14 protein-coding genes are annotated in these 19,065 nt (G+C 72.6%); 3 read left to right on the forward strand and 11 right to left on the reverse strand.

Annotation, left to right across the window (positions count from 1 at the left end; genetic code table 11):
* The first annotated feature begins 169 nt into the window (after positions 1–169).
* Entirely contained in the window at positions 170–1,192 is a 1,023-nt protein-coding gene (locus QRX60_RS43535) for a helix-turn-helix domain-containing protein (RefSeq protein ID WP_285997318.1), read from the forward strand.
* Here the strand turns inward: QRX60_RS43535 and QRX60_RS43540 are convergent.
* The 9 genes from QRX60_RS43540 to QRX60_RS43580 form a co-directional block, all read right to left on the reverse strand.
* Positions 1,131–5,141 carry a S8 family serine peptidase gene (locus QRX60_RS43540; RefSeq protein WP_285997319.1) on the reverse strand — a complete coding sequence of 1,337 codons (4,011 nt, stop codon included), beginning with the start codon at positions 5,139–5,141 and terminating at the stop codon, positions 1,131–1,133. The genes QRX60_RS43535 and QRX60_RS43540 overlap by 62 nt on opposite strands.
* Before the next feature lie 188 nt (positions 5,142–5,329).
* Positions 5,330–5,962 (reverse strand): lamin tail domain-containing protein, encoded by a 633-nt coding sequence (locus QRX60_RS43545; RefSeq protein WP_285997320.1) that lies wholly within the window; start codon positions 5,960–5,962, stop codon positions 5,330–5,332.
* Between the two features lie 143 nt (positions 5,963–6,105).
* A complete protein-coding gene (locus tag QRX60_RS43550) occupies positions 6,106–6,360 on the reverse strand; it encodes a helix-turn-helix transcriptional regulator (protein WP_285997321.1) in 255 nt (84 codons plus the stop codon).
* A 94-nt stretch (positions 6,361–6,454) separates the two neighbouring features.
* On the reverse strand, positions 6,455–6,958 hold the full coding sequence (locus QRX60_RS43555; RefSeq protein ID WP_285997322.1) for a lamin tail domain-containing protein: 504 nt from the start codon (positions 6,956–6,958) through the stop codon (positions 6,455–6,457).
* A 161-nt stretch (positions 6,959–7,119) separates the two neighbouring features.
* Complete coding sequence (locus QRX60_RS43560) at positions 7,120–7,788, reverse strand: response regulator (protein WP_285997323.1); 669 nt, start codon at positions 7,786–7,788, stop codon at positions 7,120–7,122.
* A gap of 126 nt (positions 7,789–7,914) precedes the next feature.
* Positions 7,915–8,451, reverse strand: a complete 537-nt coding sequence (locus QRX60_RS43565; protein WP_285997324.1) for a DUF4142 domain-containing protein — start codon at positions 8,449–8,451, stop codon at positions 7,915–7,917.
* 102 nt (positions 8,452–8,553) lie between these two features.
* The gene (locus tag QRX60_RS43570) at positions 8,554–9,927 is read right to left on the reverse strand and encodes a diaminobutyrate--2-oxoglutarate transaminase family protein (RefSeq protein WP_285997325.1); all 1,374 of its coding nucleotides are present in this window, start codon (positions 9,925–9,927) and stop codon (positions 8,554–8,556) included.
* On the reverse strand, positions 9,924–13,979 hold the full coding sequence (locus QRX60_RS43575) for a Pls/PosA family non-ribosomal peptide synthetase (RefSeq protein ID WP_285997326.1): 4,056 nt from the start codon (positions 13,977–13,979) through the stop codon (positions 9,924–9,926). The genes QRX60_RS43570 and QRX60_RS43575 overlap by 4 nt, the downstream gene beginning before the upstream one ends.
* Positions 13,976–15,181, reverse strand: coding sequence for an aspartate kinase (locus tag QRX60_RS43580; protein ID WP_285997327.1), 1,206 nt, complete (start codon positions 15,179–15,181; stop codon positions 13,976–13,978). Before QRX60_RS43580 ends, QRX60_RS43575 begins: the two co-directional genes overlap by 4 nt.
* Before the next feature lie 959 nt (positions 15,182–16,140).
* On the opposite strand from QRX60_RS43580, the gene QRX60_RS43585 reads away from it, so the two are divergent.
* Both QRX60_RS43585 and QRX60_RS43590 read left to right on the forward strand, forming a co-directional pair.
* Positions 16,141–16,335: a hypothetical protein gene (locus tag QRX60_RS43585; RefSeq protein ID WP_285997328.1), complete on the forward strand. Its 195-nt coding sequence runs from the start codon at positions 16,141–16,143 to the stop codon at positions 16,333–16,335.
* Positions 16,332–16,973, forward strand: a complete 642-nt coding sequence (locus QRX60_RS43590; RefSeq protein WP_285997329.1) for a ScbR family autoregulator-binding transcription factor — start codon at positions 16,332–16,334, stop codon at positions 16,971–16,973. Before QRX60_RS43585 ends, QRX60_RS43590 begins: the two co-directional genes overlap by 4 nt.
* Before the next feature lie 31 nt (positions 16,974–17,004).
* Here QRX60_RS43590 and QRX60_RS43595 read toward each other — a convergent pair whose 3' ends face one another.
* Complete coding sequence (locus QRX60_RS43595) at positions 17,005–17,763, reverse strand: calcium-binding protein (protein ID WP_285997330.1); 759 nt, start codon at positions 17,761–17,763, stop codon at positions 17,005–17,007.
* A gap of 146 nt (positions 17,764–17,909) precedes the next feature.
* Positions 17,910–18,908 (reverse strand): alpha/beta hydrolase, encoded by a 999-nt coding sequence (locus QRX60_RS43600; RefSeq protein ID WP_285997331.1) that lies wholly within the window; start codon positions 18,906–18,908, stop codon positions 17,910–17,912.
* Positions 18,909–19,065 lie beyond the last annotated feature (157 nt).

The following is a 19,065-nucleotide window of genomic DNA, read 5'->3' on the forward strand; positions in this document are numbered from 1 at the left end:
GCGCACCTCCTGGGGTCACCCGGCGCGGGCGAAAGCGGGCCGGGGCGCCGGCATCGCGTCGACGGTGCGGACCGGAAGACCGGCAGCCCTACTGAGTACCGCCGGTACCTCCTCCTGCCGATCACCGGCGGGTAGTGTCGGCCGGCAAGTGGCCTGCAGCGGGAGAGGCATGCTGGACATCATCGGTCTCCGGGAAACCGATCTCGACGTCTACCAGGCCTTCGCCGGCACCAGGTCGATGACTCTCGCCGAGATCCGGGAAGCGACGGCGCTCCCCGGCGAAGAACTCCTCCCCATCCTGGAAGTCCTCACCCGCAAGGGCCTCCTCGCCCGCCTCCCCGGGACACCTCGTGCCTATTCCCCGGTACAGCCCGAAGTGGCCCTCGAAGCGATGCTCCGGCGAAAAGACCAGGAGCTCTCCGCCGCGCGGCTGGTCACCGAACGGCTCAAGGAGCGGTTTCGCGAGGCTCCCGCGAAACATCCCGTCGACCTCATCGAGGTGATCGAGGGCAACGAGCGGATCACCGAGCGGGCCGATCAGCTGCTCCGGTCGGCCGAGAACGAAGTCGCCTTCGTCGACAAGCCGCCGTATGCACAGCCGCCCACGGTGCTGCACCCCGCCGAACGCGAACTGCTCGAGCGGGGCGTGCGGTTCCGCGGCGTGTACGACCGGAGTGCGCTCGACGAACACGACCTGCCCACCGATCTCGAAGCCGGGCTCGCGCTCGGGGAGGAAGCCCGGGTCGTCCCTTCCGCGCCGCTGAAGATGATCCTGGTCGACCACGACGTCGCGCTCGTGCCCTTGCGGTCCGATCTTCCCGTCGTCGGCACCGCGCTCGTGATCCGGCGGTGCGCCCTGCTCGACGCGCTCGGTGCCCTGTTCGGGCTCCTCTGGCAGGAAGGACTTCCGCTGCGGCTGCCCGCCGCCACCGGCGGGGAGCCGGGCGTCCTGCCGCTCGACGACGCCCGGCTCCTCGCGCTCCTCACCACCGGCCTGCCCGACCGGAGCATCGCCAAGCAGCTCGGCATGAGCTACCGGACGTTCCAGCGCCGGCTCAGCAACCTCATGACCGTCCTCGGCGCCAGCACCCGGTTCCAGGCCGGGCTCCAGGCTGCCGCGCGAGGCTGGGTCACTGCGGGCGAACCACGCCCGGGTCCGCGAGCGCATAGGCCCGCTGAACCGTCTGCGTGACCGTGTTCCCCGAGCTGTCACGGGCTTCCGTGCGCAGCCAGACGAACCCGTCGGTCGCCGGCGGCTGGTTCGCCGTGACCGTCCACACGGCATCGCCCTGCGGCTTGGCGACCGCCGCCGTCCACGTGCGGCCACCGTCCACCGAAGTGGACACCCGCAGCTGCGTCACCGGTCCGCCGCCGCGCGCGCCGGAATGCGACGCGGCGGCGACGTCGAAGGTGAACGACGGCCCCGCCGGCGCGCGGTTGGCCGGGTCCAGCGGGAACCGGTAGTCCAGCTGGATGAGCGGCTGGAAGGAACACGCTCCCCCACCCGGATAACACGAGAACCCGGCCGGCGGTGCGGCGCCGGACCGCTCCGAAGCGAACGTCCACGACGTCTCGGTCCGCGGGGCGTGCCGGAACAGGACACCGCTGGGCGTGCCGACCTGGGCCTGCGCCGGCATCACGTCGGTGACGTCGAGCCGGTACACCGCGGGTTCCGGGGCGAGCCGGAACACCGGGAACAGCGCCAGCGGATCGTCCGCATTGGAGCGCGGAACCTCGGCCCCGTTCCGGAACAGGCGAGCGGTGGTGCCGGTGAAGTACCGGGCGTTCTCGTACGGGCTCGTGAAGTGCCCACCGTCGGACCACTGCAGCGCGGGGACGAACAGGTCCGGGTCCTCGCCACCGCGGCACAGCGAGCACAGCACCGTCCAGCCGCTCGCGGTCGCCGGATAACGCGCCGGATGGTCCGCCGGCAGTTCCACCGCCGTGCTGTGGAGCGCGGCGCGGAACCAGTGCTCGTCCGGCCTCGACCGCTCCCCTCGGCGGTAGCCACCCTGGACGTTCATCGCCAGGGACGCCCGCCTGCCCGCGGCATCGGTGCCGGACAGGGTCACCACGCGCTTCCAGACCAGCCGGTCGTCGCCGGGCCCGGTGTACTCCGTCCACGAACCCGGCACGGGGATCTTCGCGCCCTGGACGAGCTGGGTCTTCCAGGAACCGGTCGGGAAGGCGTACCAGTTCTTCTGCCCGGTCAGCTCCGGCCGGTCGGCGTGGTAGGTCGTCTTCGTGGCCACCAGCGTGGCCGGGTCGACCCGGCGCACGAGGTCCTTCGGCACACCGTTGGCGTCGAAGTAGCTGAGGTTGTACATCGCGTCGGGAGCCGCGCGCACCACCAGCCGCACCGAGACGGACCCGGCGGCACGCAGCGCCTCACCCTGGTCGTGACCGAGGGAAAGCGCCGGCACCACCGCGCTCGTGAGCCCGGGGATCGGCGGAGCGCCCGCCACATCGGCGTACGGGAGCACCGCGGTCCCGCCCGCGGCGGCCACCGCACGGGCCGCGTCCGACGCGCCGAGGAAGACGTCGCCCGCCGGGTCGGCCGAACCGGCCGGGACCGGGATCCGCACGAGGACGGCCTTTCCGTGGACGTCCAGCCCGGCGAGCTCGCCGGCTCCGCCCGCCCCGGCGAACACGACGGGCAGGGTCCGCTCGCCCGGCAGTTTCGCCGTCAGCGTCGGCACGTCGTACGCCGGGTTCAAAACGGTCCCGCCGGCCCGGAGGTCGACGGCCGCCTGCGCCAGCACCGCGCTGTCCTGCAACGAAATCGTGCCGGTCGAGGTCGCCGCCGCCGGGGCCACCCGGACGTCCCAGGCTCCCCCGCCCGTCGACAACCCGGCTTCCCCGATGTAGCCGTTCGTGCCCGCGGCCGGGGGAATCACCCGCCGCAGCATCACGGTGCGGTCCCGAAGATCCGCCGGGGCCGGCGTGACCAGGGTGGCCGGGACGGCGTTCGCCGCGTTCAAGGTGATTTCGGCCGTACCCGGGACGACCACCCCGGAGGCGCTGACGGCCGACCAGCGGCGCGCCGTCGCGCCGCGTTCGACCACCCAGCCCAGCGCCGAGTACCGCCCGGCGGGCACGGCGACCCGGCCGGCCCCGCCCACCAGGTCGACCTGCTGGCTGACCTGGTCGAGGAAGGGGTCGTTGCGGTTCCCGCTGCCACCGTCGTCGTCGATCAGCTGCGCCGACGCCTGCTCGGCCGGCGCCCCCGCCGAGTCCAGCACGCGGACGGTGACCGGGACCAGCGCGGCCGCGTTGTAGGCGCTCACGGTGGTGCGCACCGACCCGCCGTCCGCGGTCGTCGCCACCACCGCACCGCCGTAGACCCCGGCGGCACCTTCGTTCGGGTCCTGGCTGAGTTCGACGGACCTGGTGGACTTCGGCGGAACGGACAGCGTCGTGCTCGCCAAGCGCATCCCGGTCGGCGGCTGGGCGTTCCCGTCCCACGGGCGCACGGCCAGCTTCAGGTTCAGCTCGAGCGGCCGGTCACCGGTGTTCGTGTACGACAGGCTCCGCACGACCTGCGCCGCGCCCGGCCCGGTGCGCTCGGTGCGGCCGAAGCTCGCCACCGCCGGACCGGTCGCCTGCTGCGAAACCGCCCGGCCGACGTCGAGGAGCCCGGCTCCCTGTTCGTACCACCGCAGGCCGACGTCCTTCGCCGTGCTGACCAGGATGTTCTTCAGCGCGTCCCCCGCCGTGCCCGGGTGTTGCTGGAGCAGGATCGCCGCGGCTCCCGCGACGTGCGGGGTGGCCATCGAGGTACCCGACACCCGGGTGTAGAAGTCGTCGACCGGATCACCCAGCGAGGTGCCGGCGGCGCGGGCGGCGGCGATCCCGACGCCCGGTGCGGAGATCTCCGGCTTGACCGCCGCGTCCCGCAGCCGCGGGCCGCGGCTGCTGAACCAGGCAAGGGTGTTGTCGCGGTCGAGCGCGCCCACCGTCAGGGCCGACGACGCCGAGCCCGGCGTCGTCACCGTGCGATCGCCCGGCCCCGCGTTGCCCGCGGCGACCACGAACAGGGTGCCGGTCTTCGCCGAAAGCGTGTCGAGCTGCTGGCTCAGCGGGTCGTAGCCGTCGCTCACCCCGGCGCCCAGGCTCAGGTTGACGATCTTCGCGCCCTGTGCGACGACCCAGTCGATCCCGGCCATCACCTGCGCGGTGTCCCCGGCGCCCGAAGCGTCGAAAACCTTGGCCACGATCAGCTTCGCGTCCGGCGCGACGCCCTTGTAGCGCCCGCCGGAGGCCGCACCGGTGCCGCCGATGATCGACGCGACGTGCGTGCCGTGGCCGTGGTGGTCCGCGACATCGCCTTCACCGCTGAAGTCCTCGGCCGCGATCGTCTTGCCCACCAGGTCCGGGTGCTGCGCGTCGATCCCGGTGTCGACGACGGCGACCGTCGTCCCGGCGCCGGTCAGGCCCTGCTTCCACGCGACCGGCGCGCCCACCTGCGCGGTGCTCCGGTCCAGGGCCACGTGCACCTTCCGGTCCAGCCGGACCTCGGAAACCCCCGCGGCCAGGGTGGGTTTCCCGGCCGGGTCGCGGGACACGAGAGACCGCCAGAAGTCGGCCGCGCCGGCCTTTTCGACCTGCAGGCCGACTCCGTTGGCCGTGGGCAGCGGGATCCGCCGGTGGGTCCGCGGGAACGCCTTCCCCTTCGCGTCCAGCGCCGTCGCGGAAAGCCCCGCCTTGCCGCCGTAACGCGCGATGACCGGGATCGTCGCGGACGCCGAGTCGTCCCGGCCGTCCTCGGCGAGCTCGGTCAGGTTGAACAGGTCCCGGCTCAACGCCCCGCTGCTGACCAGCGCGAGCGCGTCCGAGGGGTAGACGAGCAGCCCTTCGCCCGTCGTGGTGATGTGGAACGCGGGCTGCGGCCGGTCCGGGCGGACCGCCGGTTCGACCTGGGCGGTGCGGTGCCCCGCGCCGTCCTGCTCATAGGTGACCACGTCGCCGGTGAGCAACGTGATCCGGTGGACCGCCGGGGGCCCGGCGGCCGGGGGTCCGGACGGTGCGGCGCCGGCGACGCCCGGCACGGGCAGCGGGGACAGGACGATCGCGGCGACGACGGCCCAGCGGCTCCACGTGCGACGTGGGCGGCCGGCCGGGTGAGGGGAACGCGGGGACATCGGACCTCACTCTCCTCGGATACCACGCGGCGGCCGTGGATCACGGCCGCCGCGAGAGGGGTTTCCCGAGGATGAGGCAGGTTTTCCCGGAACGACATGGCTTTCCCTGGCGGTGTGTCGCCATCGGCGACACACCGCCAGGAGGAGGCCCGGGCCGTGAGGGCGGCCCGGGCCTGGCGGGGGGAGGCTCAGTTCTCCATGCCGGGGGTGCGCTGGTGCAGCGAGAAGTCCACGCGGTTGTTGTCGGTGTCCGTGCTCAGGATGTCGCGGGCACTGGCCGCGGCGAGCTGCTCGGTGGCCGCGGTCTCCGGCAGGGCGGCCTGGCCCTCCCGCGGGGTCGAAGCCGCCGCGTTGAACGCGACGCCGTCGACCTTGGTGCCGGTCTGGCTGAACACGGCGACCCCGCCGTTGGCCGGGATGCCCTCGGGGCCGGCCAGGAAGAACGGCACGACGTTGGTCTGGTCCGAAATGGTGCCGGAGAAGTTCTGGCCGGTGAGCACCACGAACTGGCCCGGGTTGCCCTTCGGCTGCAGCACCATGCCCGCCGGCAGGGCGATCGTGTCGATCACGTTGTTCGACGGGCCGTAGACGCGGATCGTGTAGCCGGTCAGGTCCTGCGCGCGGTTCGACACGTTGCGGATCTCGATGAACTCGTCGGTCGCGCCATTGGGGCCACGGGTCGAGAGCTCGTTGATCACCACCGACGACGAAACGAGCGGCTGGGCTTCGGTCGAAGGCTCGGCGGCCGCGGTCGCGACACCACCGGCCAGGGTGCCCGCCAGTACCGCCAGAATTGCCGAACCGCCCAGGAGACGACGCATGACTGAGTCCTTTCGAGGTGATTTTCGGGAATTTCGAATACCATTCTCCGCCGCGAGATTAACAGTTCTCCGCCGGCGGCCACTTCAGTATCCAGGGAAGATCGACGCGACCGGAAGGGGCCAGTTATCCGGTACTTTCCTGCTCAGCCGGTCGGCGCATTCTTCCGGCGACGTCGCCGGGCCACCGCCGCGGCGAGTTCGAGTTCGTCGCAGGGCGTGTCGAGCACGCGGCTCAGCCAGCTCCGCCAGTACGGGCCGGGGATGCGTTTCCCCCGCTCCCAGCGGGAGACTTCCTCACGGGTGACGCTCGCGTTGCCGGACATCGCGTGCAGTCTCGTGGCCAGGTCTTCCTGGGACCACCCTTTCGCACTCCTCCGCTCGGCGAGCAGCTCGCACATCGAATGGAACGGAGTTCTTTTCCCGCGTGTGCTTTTTGCGGGCACCACGGACACCTCTTTCGTCGTTTCTCGCGGGGACCGGCTGAGCCGGAAGTCAGCGCCGCGACCGCGCGCAGCTGAAGTCGGCCCGGTTGTCGTCGGTGTCGCGGCTGAAGGCGTCCCGGGACTCCGCCAGCCCGGGACAGGCGACCGCGGCGTCCCGTTCCCGGCAGGGTGACGCCGAGGTCCAGGCGACGCTGTCGACCCGAACCCGCCGCTGGTCCAGGAGCATCTGGCCGTCACCGGGGATCTCCGGCACGACCAGCCCCGCCACCTCGGTTCCGCCGAAACCACCGGCGGCGACCAGGAAGTGGCCGTCGGCGTAGATCTCGGCACCGACCGGCAGCAGGGCCAGTTCGACCGGCGCCGGGCCACCGGTGCACGACCGCAGGGACCAGCCGCCGAGATCCGCCGCGGCGGCGCCGACGTTGTGCAGGTCGAGGTAGCCGGCCGGACCGCCGAGCACCTCGTGGATCTTGACCTGCGGCGCGGGGGCGGCCGCGGGGGCCGGCGGGGCACCGAGTGTCAGGGCCAGGAGCAGTGCGTCGAACCGGGTCACGGAACCGGCCTCCCCTCATCGGGAAACGGCCGCACGGTCCCTTGCCTCGTCGACGCTGATGTGCTCACACCGGTCACATTAGGAAGAAGATCGCCGGCCCGCAGGATACGGCCGGTACCGAACCTCGTCCGGTCCCGGTACCCCCGGTACCTGCGGGGCGGTCAGCGGGCCGGCCCCGGTGGCCGGCCTGGGCCTTCGAGGCGGACCTGGCCCGCCCGGGAACCGAGTGCGTGCACCAGTTCGCGCCGGCTCGCGAACCCCAGTTTGTGCAGGATCCGGCTGGAGTAGTTCTTCACCGTCTGCCGGGCCAGGTGCAGCTCGCCGGCGATTTCGTCGTTCGACCACCGGCAGAGCATCAGCGCGAGGATGTCCTCCTCCCGCTTGGTCATCACGTTGGCGTGCGGCACGGCGTCCGCGAGCAGCGGCGTCGTCTCCCCGGCCGGAACCCAGACCCGCCCGCCGGCGAGCGTGGACCGCACCGCGGCGACCAGCCGGGCGCCGCTCACCGACTTGTGCACGAAACTGTCCGCCCCGGCGTTCAGGGCCGTCGCCACGGCCGCCGGCGAGGAGTCGCCGGCGAACACGAGCACGACTGCCCCTTCGAGGTGTTCCTTGGCGAACTGGCAGATGCCCGCCCCCGCCGGCTCCCCGGAGATCGACAGCTCGGTGATGACCATGTCGGGGTGGTTCTTTTCGCATTGCCGCAACGCTTCCCGTTCGGTGCCGGCTTCGGTCACCACCCGGACGCCGGCGTAGTCCTGCAGCAGCTGCCGGACCGCGTACCTGAGCACGGGCTGGTCGTCCACCACGAGCGTCGTGACGCAGTGCATGGTTCCCCTCGGTGTGTTGTCCGGTGCTCGGGCCTCTGCGATCGTCCCGCTTCCAGTACCGGGTGAGGACCGTCAACCGGGTGATACGGCCGTCCTCCCGCGGGGCCGGCGCCGGACGGTCGCCCCTCACCCGGGGGTGCAGGCGACCGCCGCGGCCAGCGCCTGGTCCAGGTGGTGCCGCAGCACAGGCGCCGACCTGGCGGCCAGTGCCTTCACCTCGGGCGACCACCCGTTGCGGGTTTCCCGCTCGCCCTGCGCGAGCCCCCGCAGGTGCGCGGCGATCTGGTCCCGCAGCCAGGCGGCGTCGAAGTCCCGACCGGACCGGGCCGACAGGTCGGCGATCTGCCCGAGCTGGCCGGGGTCGGGCACGGAGTACAGCGTGACGGCGACCTGCGCCGAGACGGCGACCAGGTCGGCGTCCAGTTCCGTGTGGTGCGCGGCGAACCGGGGACCGAGCTCCCGCACCCGGGCGCAGCTGCCCCGGCCCACCAGGTTGCCGGTGACGATTTCGAACAGGTTGTCCTGGTGCGTCCGGTTCAGGTACTCGCGATCCTGCGGGGACACGTCGGCGCGGACCGGCAGCGGTGCGGCGCCCGCGGCCGGCACGACCGGCAGCAGGACGCCGAGCAATGCGGCGACGACCGATGCGGACCGGATGTTCATGGTGATCTCCCTGGGTTCGGGTCGGGGGCGGCGGGACGATCGTCGGCGATCGATCACGGCGCAGGCAATCCGCGTCCCGAGCCACGACGTCCCGTTCGGGACTCAGCAATCGCCTTGGCGCGGACGGCAGTGCTCGATCGCGTCGAGCAGGATCGTGCACGCCACTTCGATCACATCGGGGGTCACGTTCAGAGGTGGCAGGAGCCGGACGACGCAGTCGCCGCGGCCACCGAGCTCGACGATGAGCCCGGCCCGCAACGCGTGTGCCTGCACCGCGCGGGCGTACCCGGTGGCCGGGTGGCCGCCCTGCGGGGAGACGAGTTCGATCCCCCACATCAGGCCGAGGCCGCGCACCTCCCGGACCCACGGCCGGTCGCGCAGCGCCGAGAGCGCCCGGCCGAGCTGCTCGCCGCGCCGCCGGACGTTGCCGAGGACGTCGTCGCGCAGCATGATCCGCACGGTCTCCGCGCCGGCGGCGAAGGCCGCTTGGTTGCCCCGGAACGTGCCCGTGTGCGCGCCCGGTGCCCAGACGTCCAGGCGACGGTCGTAGAGGATGACCGCCACGGGCAGGCCCATCCCGCTCAACGCCTTCGAAGCGACCACGACGTCGGGCTCGATGTCGTACTGCTCGAACGCGAACCAGGTTCCGGTGCGGCCGCACCCGGTCTGCACCTCGTCGAGCACGAGCGGGATGTCGAGCTCCCGGGTCAGCGCGCGGACCCGGCGGGCGAACGCGCGGCGGGCCGGGATCACCCCGCCCTCGCCCTGCACCAGTTCCATGACCACGGCAGCCGGCCGCGGCACGCCACCGAGCGGGTCGCGCAGCACGCGTTCGAGCAGCCCCACGCAGTTGATGTCACAGCTGTCCGGGGTCAGCCCGAGCGGGCACCGTGAACAGGACGAGTACGGGAAGAAGTGCACGCCGGGCACGCCGTGGGCGATCGGCTGCTTCTGCGCGACGAGGCCGGTCAGCGCCATCGCCGCGTGGCTCGCCCCGTGGAAACCGCCCTGGAAGGACACGACGTCCCCGCGTCCGGTCGCGGTCTTGCAGAGCTTGAGCGCGGCGTCCACCGCGTTCGCGCCGCCGGGCCCGCAGAAGTGCACCTTCATCCGCGATCGCAGGGCCGGCGGGAGCATCGCCAGCTGAGCGTCGACGAACGCGCGCTTCGCCGGGGTCGGGAAGTCCAGGCCGTGCGTGAGCAGCCGGAGCTGCTCGTTCGCCGCGTGGACCACTTCGGGGTGGTTGTGGCCCAGCGCGAGCACCCCGGCTCCGGACAGGAAGTCGATGAAGACGTTCCCGTCGACGTCCCGAACGTAGCTGCCGGCCCCTTCGGCGAGGGCGATCGGCAGGTTCCGCGGGTAGACCCGGGCGTTGGACTCCCAGCGCCGCTGGTGCGCCAGGAACTCCGCCGACCGCGGACCGGGCAGGTCACCGGTGACGTGCGGCTGCGTGATGCCCGTCCGGGCGCCGGTCACGACCGCCTCCCGGGTGCGACCGGTTCACCGGCGATCTCCGTGGCCGGGTTGCCCCGCCAGCGCGACCCCGCCGCCGTGACGGAGCCCTTCATCAGGAACGCGTCGGCCTCGACGACGCCCGCTTCGCCGATCGTGACGCCGTAGTGGACGAACGCGCCGACGCCGATGGTGCTCCCGGTGCCGACGGTGGTGTGGTCGGACTTGAACGTGCCGTCCTCGAGCGAGTGGCACTGGATCACGCTGCCCGCGTTGAGGGTGACGTCGTCGCCCAGGGTGACCAGCGACTTCTCCGGCATCGCGCACCCGTCGTCGAAGACGCGGCGGCCGACGCGCACACCCAGCAGCCGCCACAGCAGGCCCTTGACGGGCGTGCCGTTGAACAGCGCGAGGTACCGGCCGGGGCTCAGCTTCCAGAACCGTTCGTGCCGCCAGAAGATCGGGTCGTAGATCGAGCAGAACCGCGGCCGCAGCCGCCGGAAGCCCTGCGCCGCGCGTTCGGCCAGCACCAGGAACCCGACGGAGAACAGCAGCGCGGCCACGATGCCCCCGGCCGTGGCGAACGCCCCGAACCGCGGGTGCAGCCCGCCCGCGAGCACCCCGATGCCGACGATCCCGGTCAGGTTCAGCCACTGCACGAGCACGTACCAGGCGATGGTGACCGTGTTGTGCCGCAGCTTGGCCGCCAGGCCGCGGCGCCGGGCCGCCCCGGTCCACAGGTGGTCGAAGCCCCGGTCCCGCCGGACCGAGCGGGGGATCTCGAACGCCGGCGAGCCGAGCAGGCCGACGTCCTCCCGGACCGGACCGTCGAGCGGGACCAGCACCTTGGTCGCCAGCAGGCAGTTCCGGCCGACGCGGGCACCGGGCGGGTACGCGATGTCGTTGCCCAGGAACGCTTCCGGCGCGACGGCGGTCCGGCGGAGCCGGAAGGACGAACCCGAGTAGTCCGCGTTGAGCAGCGAAAGCCCGTCCGAGACCATGGTCCCGGTGCCGACCGTGCTCAGGAACGGCGTCTCGTGCTTGACCTCGACCCCGAAGTTGGACCCGGTCTGCCGGACCGCGGACAGGTCGTACCCCAGCCCGCGCAGGTAGTGCACGATGTAACTGCTGTCCCCGAACAGGTAGGTGAACGTGCGGACGTTCGTCAGCCGCGCGATCCACCGCTGGACGGCGTGGTGGAAGCCGTAGAGCGGGTAGACCCGGTCCGGGGCGAGGAACAGCGAGAGAAATCGCGGCACCGTCAAGACCACCGCCAGGCCGCCGACCAGCGCCCCGAAGTACAGCACCGTCGACTCGACGAACCGGGCGCCGTCGACGGCCCAGCCGGCGAGGTCCGCCCGGTCCGGCTGGAAGAACCGGACCAGCGCACTCGCGGCCGCGAGTGTCGCCGGTGTCGTCACCAGCAGGAGCGCCGACAGCTGGGCAGCCGCGAACGCCGTCCGGCGCGACCACCCGGCCACCCCGGCCGCGAGCGCCTGGTAGTCCACTGTGGAGGGACGGCCGGGTGAGCCGTGCCAGCGCTCCCCGGCCGGCACGGACTGTCCGGCGGCGAGCGCGGACGCGTGTCCGAGCTGGGCGTCTTCGCCCAGCTCCGTGTCGATGTCGAGCACGGCCGTCTCGCCGACGAACGCCCGGCGACCCACCGTCACCCGGCCGGTCCGGATGCGGCCCGCCTCGGCGCGGTAACAGGTGAAGGACGAGTCCTTCCGGACGACCGCGCCCTCGCCGACGGTCAGCAGGTCGGTGCACACGGGCAGGGTCCGCGACAGGATGAGCGCGCCCGCGCCGATGTCCGCCCCGAGCAGCCGCAGGTACAGCGAATACCACGGCGAGCCGGTGAACAGTGCCAGCGGGCAGAACCGGAGCACCGTCTTGACCGTCCAGAACCGCAGGTAAGCCGGGCTCCAGAGCGGGATCTCCCCGGGTTTCCAGCGCCCCACGAGGAGCCACTTCACCGCGATCGGCACCACACAGAGCGCGGCGAACCCGACCGTGCCGGCGGTGACCGCGCGCAGGTATCCGTCGAGCAGCCCGGTTGCCGCGGAAACCCAGCCGTAGGCCGTGTCCACGAGCAACGCGGACGCGGCGACGTAGGCCAGGAAGACGAGCAGCTGGTAGGCACCGCACAGCGCGTAGGCCAGGTTCCCGGCCCGGTGCGGGGTGCCGGTGGTGATCGCCGGGGCGACCCCGGTCTCCGTCCGGGCCACCGAGCGGGCCAGCTCGCGGACCGTCGGGTGCAGGTACAGCTGCTTCACCGGCAGCGGAGCGAGCTCTCCGCACTCCCGCACGCGCGAAGAGAACTTCGCCAGCAGCAGGGAATCCGCCGCGAGGTCGTCGAAGAAGTGCGCCGTCACCGAGACCCGGTCGAGCCGGAACACCTCGGCGAGCGCCTCCGCCAGGACCCGCTCGGTCCGGGTCTCCGGGGGCACGTACGCCGCTTCGGCCACCAGCGCCCGCGGGCCGCCCGGCGCCGGGAGGTTCGCCCGGTCCGCCTTGTGGCTCGGGGTCATCGGGATGCGGTCGAGCCGCTCGAAGTACACCGGCACCATGTAGCCGGGGAGGCGCTCGCGGAGCAGGCGGCGCAGCTGCGCGACGTCCACGGCGGCGGTGTCCCGGCGCAGGCTGTAGTAGGCGACCAGCTCGGTCACGCCCGGCTCCGGGTGGTGGGTGCCGACGACCGCCTGCGCGACGCCCGGTGCCCGCAACAGGATCGACTCGATTTCGGTGAGCTCGACGCGGTAGCCGCGGACCTTGACCTGCGTGTCCGTCCGCCCGTGGTACTCGATCTCGCCGTCCGCGGTGATCCGGCCCAGGTCGCCGGTGCGGTAGATCCGGCCGGACGGGTTGTCCTCGATGCCGAGGAAGTCCGGGACGAACGCGCGCTCGGTCAGGTCGGGCCGGTTCAGGTAGCCGGTCGCGAGCCCGATCCCGGCGATGCCGATCTCGCCGAGCTCGCCGGCGGGCAGCGCCCGCGGCTCTTCGGGATCGAGGATGACCACGGAGTAGGTGGGCAGCGGCACCCCGATGGTGACCGGCCGGTCGGGGTGCAGCACCGCCCACGTCGCGGTGACAGTCGTCTCGGTCGGGCCGTAGACGTTCAGGAAGCGGCGGCCGGGCCGGTGCCACCGGCCGACCAGGTCCTCCGGGCACGCCTCGCCCGAGACCAGCAGGAACCGCAGGTCCGGCAGGTCTTCGTCGAGGGTGGCCAGCAAGGTGGGCACGCAGCACAGCGCGGTGATCCGGTTCTCCCGCAGGAAATCCTGCAGCTCGGCACCGGCCGGCGCGGCGCCGCGAGGCCGCGGCACCAGCGTCGCCCCGGACAGCAGCGGCACCCAGATCTCCTCCACGGAAAAGTCGAAGGCGATCGTCATGCCCTGGTAGACCCGGTCGGCCGGGTCGATCCCGTAGACCTCGGCCGCGACGCGGACGAAGTTGACGATGGCGGCGTGCTCGATCGGCACGCCCTTCGGCAGCCCGGTGGAGCCGGAGGTGTAGACGACGTAACAGAGATCGCCGGCCGGCTCGCCGCGTTCGGCCGGCGTCAGCCGTTCGCCGGAGCGGGCGCCGATCCGGTCCTCCTCGCCGTCGACGCAGAGCAGGGCGGCGCCGTCCGCGGCGAACCGGTCCCGCAGCGACGACACGGTCAGCACCAGCCGGACCCCGGCGTCCCGCACGATGAACGTCAGCCGGTCGTCCGGGAAGGCCGCGTCGAGCGGCACGTAGGCCGCATTGACCTTGAGCACGGCGAGCATCGCGACGTAGCCGGTCACCGGCTCGTCGAAGAGCAACGCGATCCGGTCGCCGGGCCGCATGCCCTGCGTCCGCAGGTGCCGGGCGAGGCGGTTGGCCCGGGCGTCCAGCTCACCGAAGGTCAGCCGGAGCCCGCCCGCGTCCACGGCGAGCCGCCCGGCCTGCCCATCGCGGTCGCAGAGCTGCTCGAAGAGGTGGTCGAGCCGTTCCGCGCCCGGCCGGCGGCTCCGCCCGTCGAACCCGCCGCAGGTGAGGACGCGGCCACCGGCCGTCAGCACGCCCGCGGGCGTTTCGCGCGGGCTCACGACCTCGCCTCCACCGGCCGGTCGAGACGGAACGACCGGTGCAGCGCGCGGACGGCCTCGTCGAGCCGGTCGAGCGGCAGCACCGCGGTGAGCCGGCTGTCGGAGATCGCCATCGCCGGCATCGTGGCGCCGAGCTCACCGGCGATGCGCAGCACCTCGGCGGGCAGGGCGGGCCGGTCCAGCAGGCCCGTGCCGACCACGGACAGCGCGCCCAGGTCGTCGTCCACCGACCACCGGGCGCCGAGCGCCTCGACGAGGTCGCGAGCGGATCCGGCGAACGGCGCCGGGCCATGGAGCGTGAACCGCAGCTCGCCCGGGACCGGCCAGCTCAGCGTGTCCGGGCGGAGCCCGTGCGCGACCAGGTCCGTCAGCAGCCGGGCGCCGCGGTCCGGGGACAGCCCCGGCGCGTCGATCCGCAGCAGCCGGACGTCGCGGTCGTGCGCGATGCCGATGACCTCGGCGCCGCGTTCCAACGGCGGTTCCGCCGCCCGCACCCGGGTGCTCGGCCCGGTGCGCGAGGAATGCAACACGCGCACCGTCACCCCGCGCCGCCCGGCCAGCTCGACCGACCTCGGGTGCAGGACCCGGGCGCCGCCCCGGGCGAGCTCCGCCATGGCCTCGTAGGAGATCGACGGCACCGGCCGCGTGTCCGGCACGATCCGCGGATCCGCGGTGCGCACACCCGGGACGTCGGTGCAGATCTCGCATTCGGTCGCCCCGAGCGCGGCCGCGATCGCGACCGCCGTCGTATCGGACCCGCCCCGCCCCAGCGTCCGGAGCTCACCACGGGTGTCACGGCCCTGGAACCCGGCGACCACGACGACCCGCCCGGCCCGCAAGCCCTCGAGGACGCGGTCCGGGTCGATCCGCACGATCGTCCCGGCTCCCGGTTCACCGGTCACCTCGATACCCGCCTGGTCACCCGTGAGCGAAACGGCCTCGACCCCGCGCCGGGTCAGGGCCAGCGCCAGCACCGCGGCCGAGACCTGTTCCCCGGTCGCCAGGAGCTGGTCGAGCTCGCGAGGATCCGGCCGTTCGGCGAACTCCCCCGCCAGCGCGACGAGCCGGTCCGTGGCGTCGCCCATCGCCGAGACGACCACGACGACCTGCTTTCCGGCTCCGGCCAGCGCTGCGACCTGCCCGGCCGCCCCGCGCACCAGCTCCGGCGTGGCCAGCGAAGACCCACCGTATTTCCGCACCACGAGCCTCTCCGTACACACACCGATCCCGATGTCCGAAATGTCAGGTACGGCCATACCACACGTTTTATTCACCAATCGCCCCTCTGCCGACGCAACCGGACCACGCAGTGCTCGACCCGGAAACCGATCACTCATCGATCGCCAATCCGACCCGACATCGGGAGCCGACGCGATCCGCCCCTGACGCCGCGGCATTTCGATCGATCCGCGAGCGCGTCTTTTACGCGCAAGTGCACCTTCTCGGGCGGGAGACCACGACGATCGGCCGAAAAACCTCACCACCCAGCCACACACAACCGAAAGTAGTGCGCAATTCCGACGCGGGGTACCTCCGTACGCGGTAACCGGATAGCGCCACCGGGATCACGACTTGACACCGACCGGTTCATTCGGCCGACCGGCGACTCAGCCGAAATGACGACCCTTTCCGAGCAGTCCCTCGCCAATTCGTCGCCGCGCCCCGATTCCAGCCCGCCGGAGCATATTCTCCGGTCTCCTGGACCACGAAATCGGCGTCGATATCCCCTCACCCGGGGGTGTGCCCGCCGAAACCGGCAAAGGCACACCTCCGGAAGATGATTGAAATATCACACGCCAATGTCGCCGCATCACGATTGAATCGCGCGGGCGAGCGGCGAAGACCGGATTTTCCGGTATCGTCACCACCAACCCGGACCGCCCGGCGGACCCGGCCCGCCGTCACCCGGTTCCGGCCACGAATCCCTGGAGCACCTGTGAACGCTGCTGCGCAGACCGGCTGCCGCCGTCCGGAACCGGCCGCCATCGTCCTTGCGCAGCAAGTACTCCTGCGATTCGGCACCAGGGACTTCGCCGGTGTCGCGCAATTGCTCGCACCGCGCGTCGAGTGGTGCGGCCCCACCCCGGACCGACCGGATGGCACCCGCGAGACCTGTACCCGGCGACAGGTCGAATCGTTCCTGTTCGCCTTCGATTCGGCGATGACCGTCGCCGGGCTCAGTGTCGGCCGCTGGGTCTGCGAGGAGGACACCGTCGTGGTGCTCGGCCGGATCCACTGTCAGGATCGGGCCGACGGCGCGGAGTCGTCCTTCGAGTTCGCCGTGTCCCTCACGGCGGGGGCGGACCTCGTCGACTCGTGCTGGCTGCTCGCGCGGCGGGCCGGCACCTCCCCATGACCGGCACCGCCCGTGGCCGGCGGACGCGCGAAGAACTGGTCGACGCCGCCGCGGCGATCTTCGACCGGGACGGCTTCGCGGGCACCACGCTGGACACCGTCTGCGCGGAGGCCGAAGTGACGAAGGGGGCGCTCTACTGCCACTTCCCGTCCAAGGCGGCACTGGCCGCGGCCGTCGTCGAGCGATACTGCCCCCTGTGGTGGGAACTGGCGGCACGGTTGTCCGCCCGGTACCCCAGCCCGGCCCAGGTTCTCGTCGAGCTGACCTTCGAGGTGGCCCGGCGCCTGCAGCGCGATCCGGCGTACCGGGCGAGCGTCCGGCTGCCACTGCACGCCGAACTCGCCGACCTGCTCGCACCGGCACACTTCCTCGGCTGGCTCGCCGTGGTGCGGGAACTGCTGCGGCGGGCCCGGCGAGCGGGTGAGCTCCGCGGTGACGTCGACGTGCGGACAGCGGCCGAAAGCACCGTCGCGGAGTTCGCCGGCACGCACCTCGTGGCCCGGGCGACGGCCGGTGAACACGACCTGGTCGCCCGGGTCGGCGGGATGTGGCGGCAGCGCCTGCCGGGGCTGGTCGCTCCCGAGACCTGGGCGCGGCTGAGCCTCGATCCGCCGGGCGCGGACCCGGAACCGGGGTGACCGGCGAGGGGCGCCGGTCACCCCGCGCCGGTCAGAAGATGAACTCGCACCGGGACAACGCCTCGAACCGCGAATCACAGCGGTCGGCCGCACCGGGACCACCGTCTCCGAAGTCGACGCCCTCCGCGTCGGTGAGGGTGTCGTTGCCCTCGGCGCCGCGGACGATGTCGTTGCCGGTCCCGCCGTCGAGATCGTCGTTGCCCGCACCGCCGTCGAGGGTGTCGTTCCCGGAGTCACCGCTGATCCGGTCCGGGCCGGCCTGCCCGCCCAGTGTGTCGGCACCCGGACCGCCGTTGATCGTGTCGCCGCCGGCTCCCCCGTCGGCGTCGTCGTCACCCGCGCCGGCTTCGATGACGTCCACGCCCGCTCCGCCGCTGAGCGTGTCGGCACCGGCCCCGCCGTCCAGCCGGTCGGCGCCCTGGCTGCCGAGCAGGGTGTCCGCACCGGCTTCACCGTTCAGCGTGTCGGCGCCGGCTTCGCCGTCCGCCCAGTCGGCGCCGTCCCCGCCGAAGAACTGGTCGTTGCCGGCGCCGAGGCAGGCGGTGTCGTTGCCACCGAGGCCGAACACGACGTCGTTCCCGCCGAGCGCCACGAACACGTCCGCGCCGGGCGTGCCGTACAGCACGTCCGCGCCGGCCGTGCCGACCTCGGTGGCCGGCAAGCCGTGGCAGGTCGGCGCCTGCTGCGCCACCGCCGTTCCGGCCGGAACCAGCACGAAGCCCGCGGCCAGCGCCACCGGGCAGAGCACCCGGCCCGCGCGGCGGACGGCACCGTAACGCTGTTCCTTCATCGAAACCCTCCCCTTCCGGCAGGCGGCGAAGTTCGCCGCCTGCCGGAAAGGTACGAAGGGGCTGCCGGGCCGCCCAACCCCTCGCGGTGTGATACCCCCGGCATCCTCCGGTCCGCCGCCCCCCGGTGAGCGGGGCGGAAACCGCGCTACCCGCCGAGCCGCAGCGGCTGCGTCAGCAAGGGGAACGACAGGTGCAGCGAACGCTGCCACCACGGCCAGTTGTGCGTGCCCGGCCCGTAGAAGTCGGCCGTGACGTTCGCGCCGACGTCTCGCAGCCGCTGCGCGAGCGCGGTGTTCATTTCGGCGCACAGCGGTTCGATGAACAGGTCCGGCGGGGTGCCGGGTGGGTCCAGGACCCCGGGCGTCCCGTTGCCGCACGCCAGGTACAAGGGGATGCCGACGAGGTCGCGGGCCAGGTCGTACGGATTGTGCGCCGCCCAGACGGCCGCGTTCAGGCCCGGGTCGCCCCACAGGGCCGTGGGGTCGTACCCGTCCTTCACGAGCACACCCTGGATCAGGCTCGGCCCGCGGGAGCTCTGGTAGGTCGTGTGCACGACCCCGCTGTAGGACGCGGCCGCGGCGAACATGCCCGGATGCCGTCCCGCGTACGCCATGGCCCCCAGCCCGCCCATCGACAGACCGGCGATCGAGCGGACGGACCCGGCGCCGTAACCCCGTTCGAGGATCTGGCGCAGTTCGGTCAGGTGGAACGTCTCCCAGCGGGGCGCGCCGCCGGCGCCCCGGTTGAACCAGTCCGAATAGAAGCCGTCCCGGCCTCCCGAGGGCATCACCACGAGCATTTCGGCGCCGTGGGTGAAGGTGGCGACGTCGGTCGAACGCGTCCACGACGTGTAGTCGTCCCCGGCCCCGTGGAGCAGGTACAGGACCGGCCACGTGCGCGCGGCGCCGGGCGTCCAGTCCGCGGGGTGCAGCAGCCGCACCATCGCCGTGGTCGCCAGGGCCGGCGAATCGACGGTCAGGTCGAGCATGGTGGGGCTGAGCCGGTGTTCCGCGATCACCCGCGCACCGCTGTCGGCCACCGCGCCGGACGCCACGGCGGCGCGGGCCGCGCGGGGGATCCCGGCGGCGACGGTGAACGCGGACAGTCCCGCGGCTGCGCCGAGGACGAACTTCCGCCGGGACACGCGTGAGCACGCGGGCGCCCGGTCGGGTGCTGCCGCACGGGGCTGGATCTGACGGTTTTCGAGGGGCCTGGGCATCGTTGCCTCCAGGGTGGGTGAAGGGGTGCGACTTGGCGACGCCTGGCGTCCCCGGGCGTGCTCGGGCGCGCCGGTGCGACCG

Source organism: Amycolatopsis mongoliensis, assembly GCF_030285665.1.
Lineage (GTDB): Bacteria > Actinomycetota > Actinomycetes > Mycobacteriales > Pseudonocardiaceae > Amycolatopsis > Amycolatopsis mongoliensis.

Coding starts and splice junctions, on each gene's coding strand:
- QRX60_RS43590 (WP_285997329.1), top strand. CDS start 16,332: ATGACCGGCACCGCCCGTGGCCGGCGGACGCGCGAAGAACTGGTCGAC.
- QRX60_RS43565 (WP_285997324.1), bottom strand. CDS start 8,451: ATGAACATCCGGTCCGCATCGGTCGTCGCCGCATTGCTCGGCGTCCTG.
- QRX60_RS43560 (WP_285997323.1), bottom strand. CDS start 7,788: ATGCACTGCGTCACGACGCTCGTGGTGGACGACCAGCCCGTGCTCAGG.
- QRX60_RS43595 (WP_285997330.1), bottom strand. CDS start 17,763: ATGAAGGAACAGCGTTACGGTGCCGTCCGCCGCGCGGGCCGGGTGCTC.
- QRX60_RS43550 (WP_285997321.1), bottom strand. CDS start 6,360: ATGTGCGAGCTGCTCGCCGAGCGGAGGAGTGCGAAAGGGTGGTCCCAG.
- QRX60_RS43535 (WP_285997318.1), top strand. CDS start 170: ATGCTGGACATCATCGGTCTCCGGGAAACCGATCTCGACGTCTACCAG.
- QRX60_RS43585 (WP_285997328.1), top strand. CDS start 16,141: ATGACCGTCGCCGGGCTCAGTGTCGGCCGCTGGGTCTGCGAGGAGGAC.
- QRX60_RS43545 (WP_285997320.1), bottom strand. CDS start 5,962: ATGCGTCGTCTCCTGGGCGGTTCGGCAATTCTGGCGGTACTGGCGGGC.
- QRX60_RS43540 (WP_285997319.1), bottom strand. CDS start 5,141: ATGTCCCCGCGTTCCCCTCACCCGGCCGGCCGCCCACGTCGCACGTGG.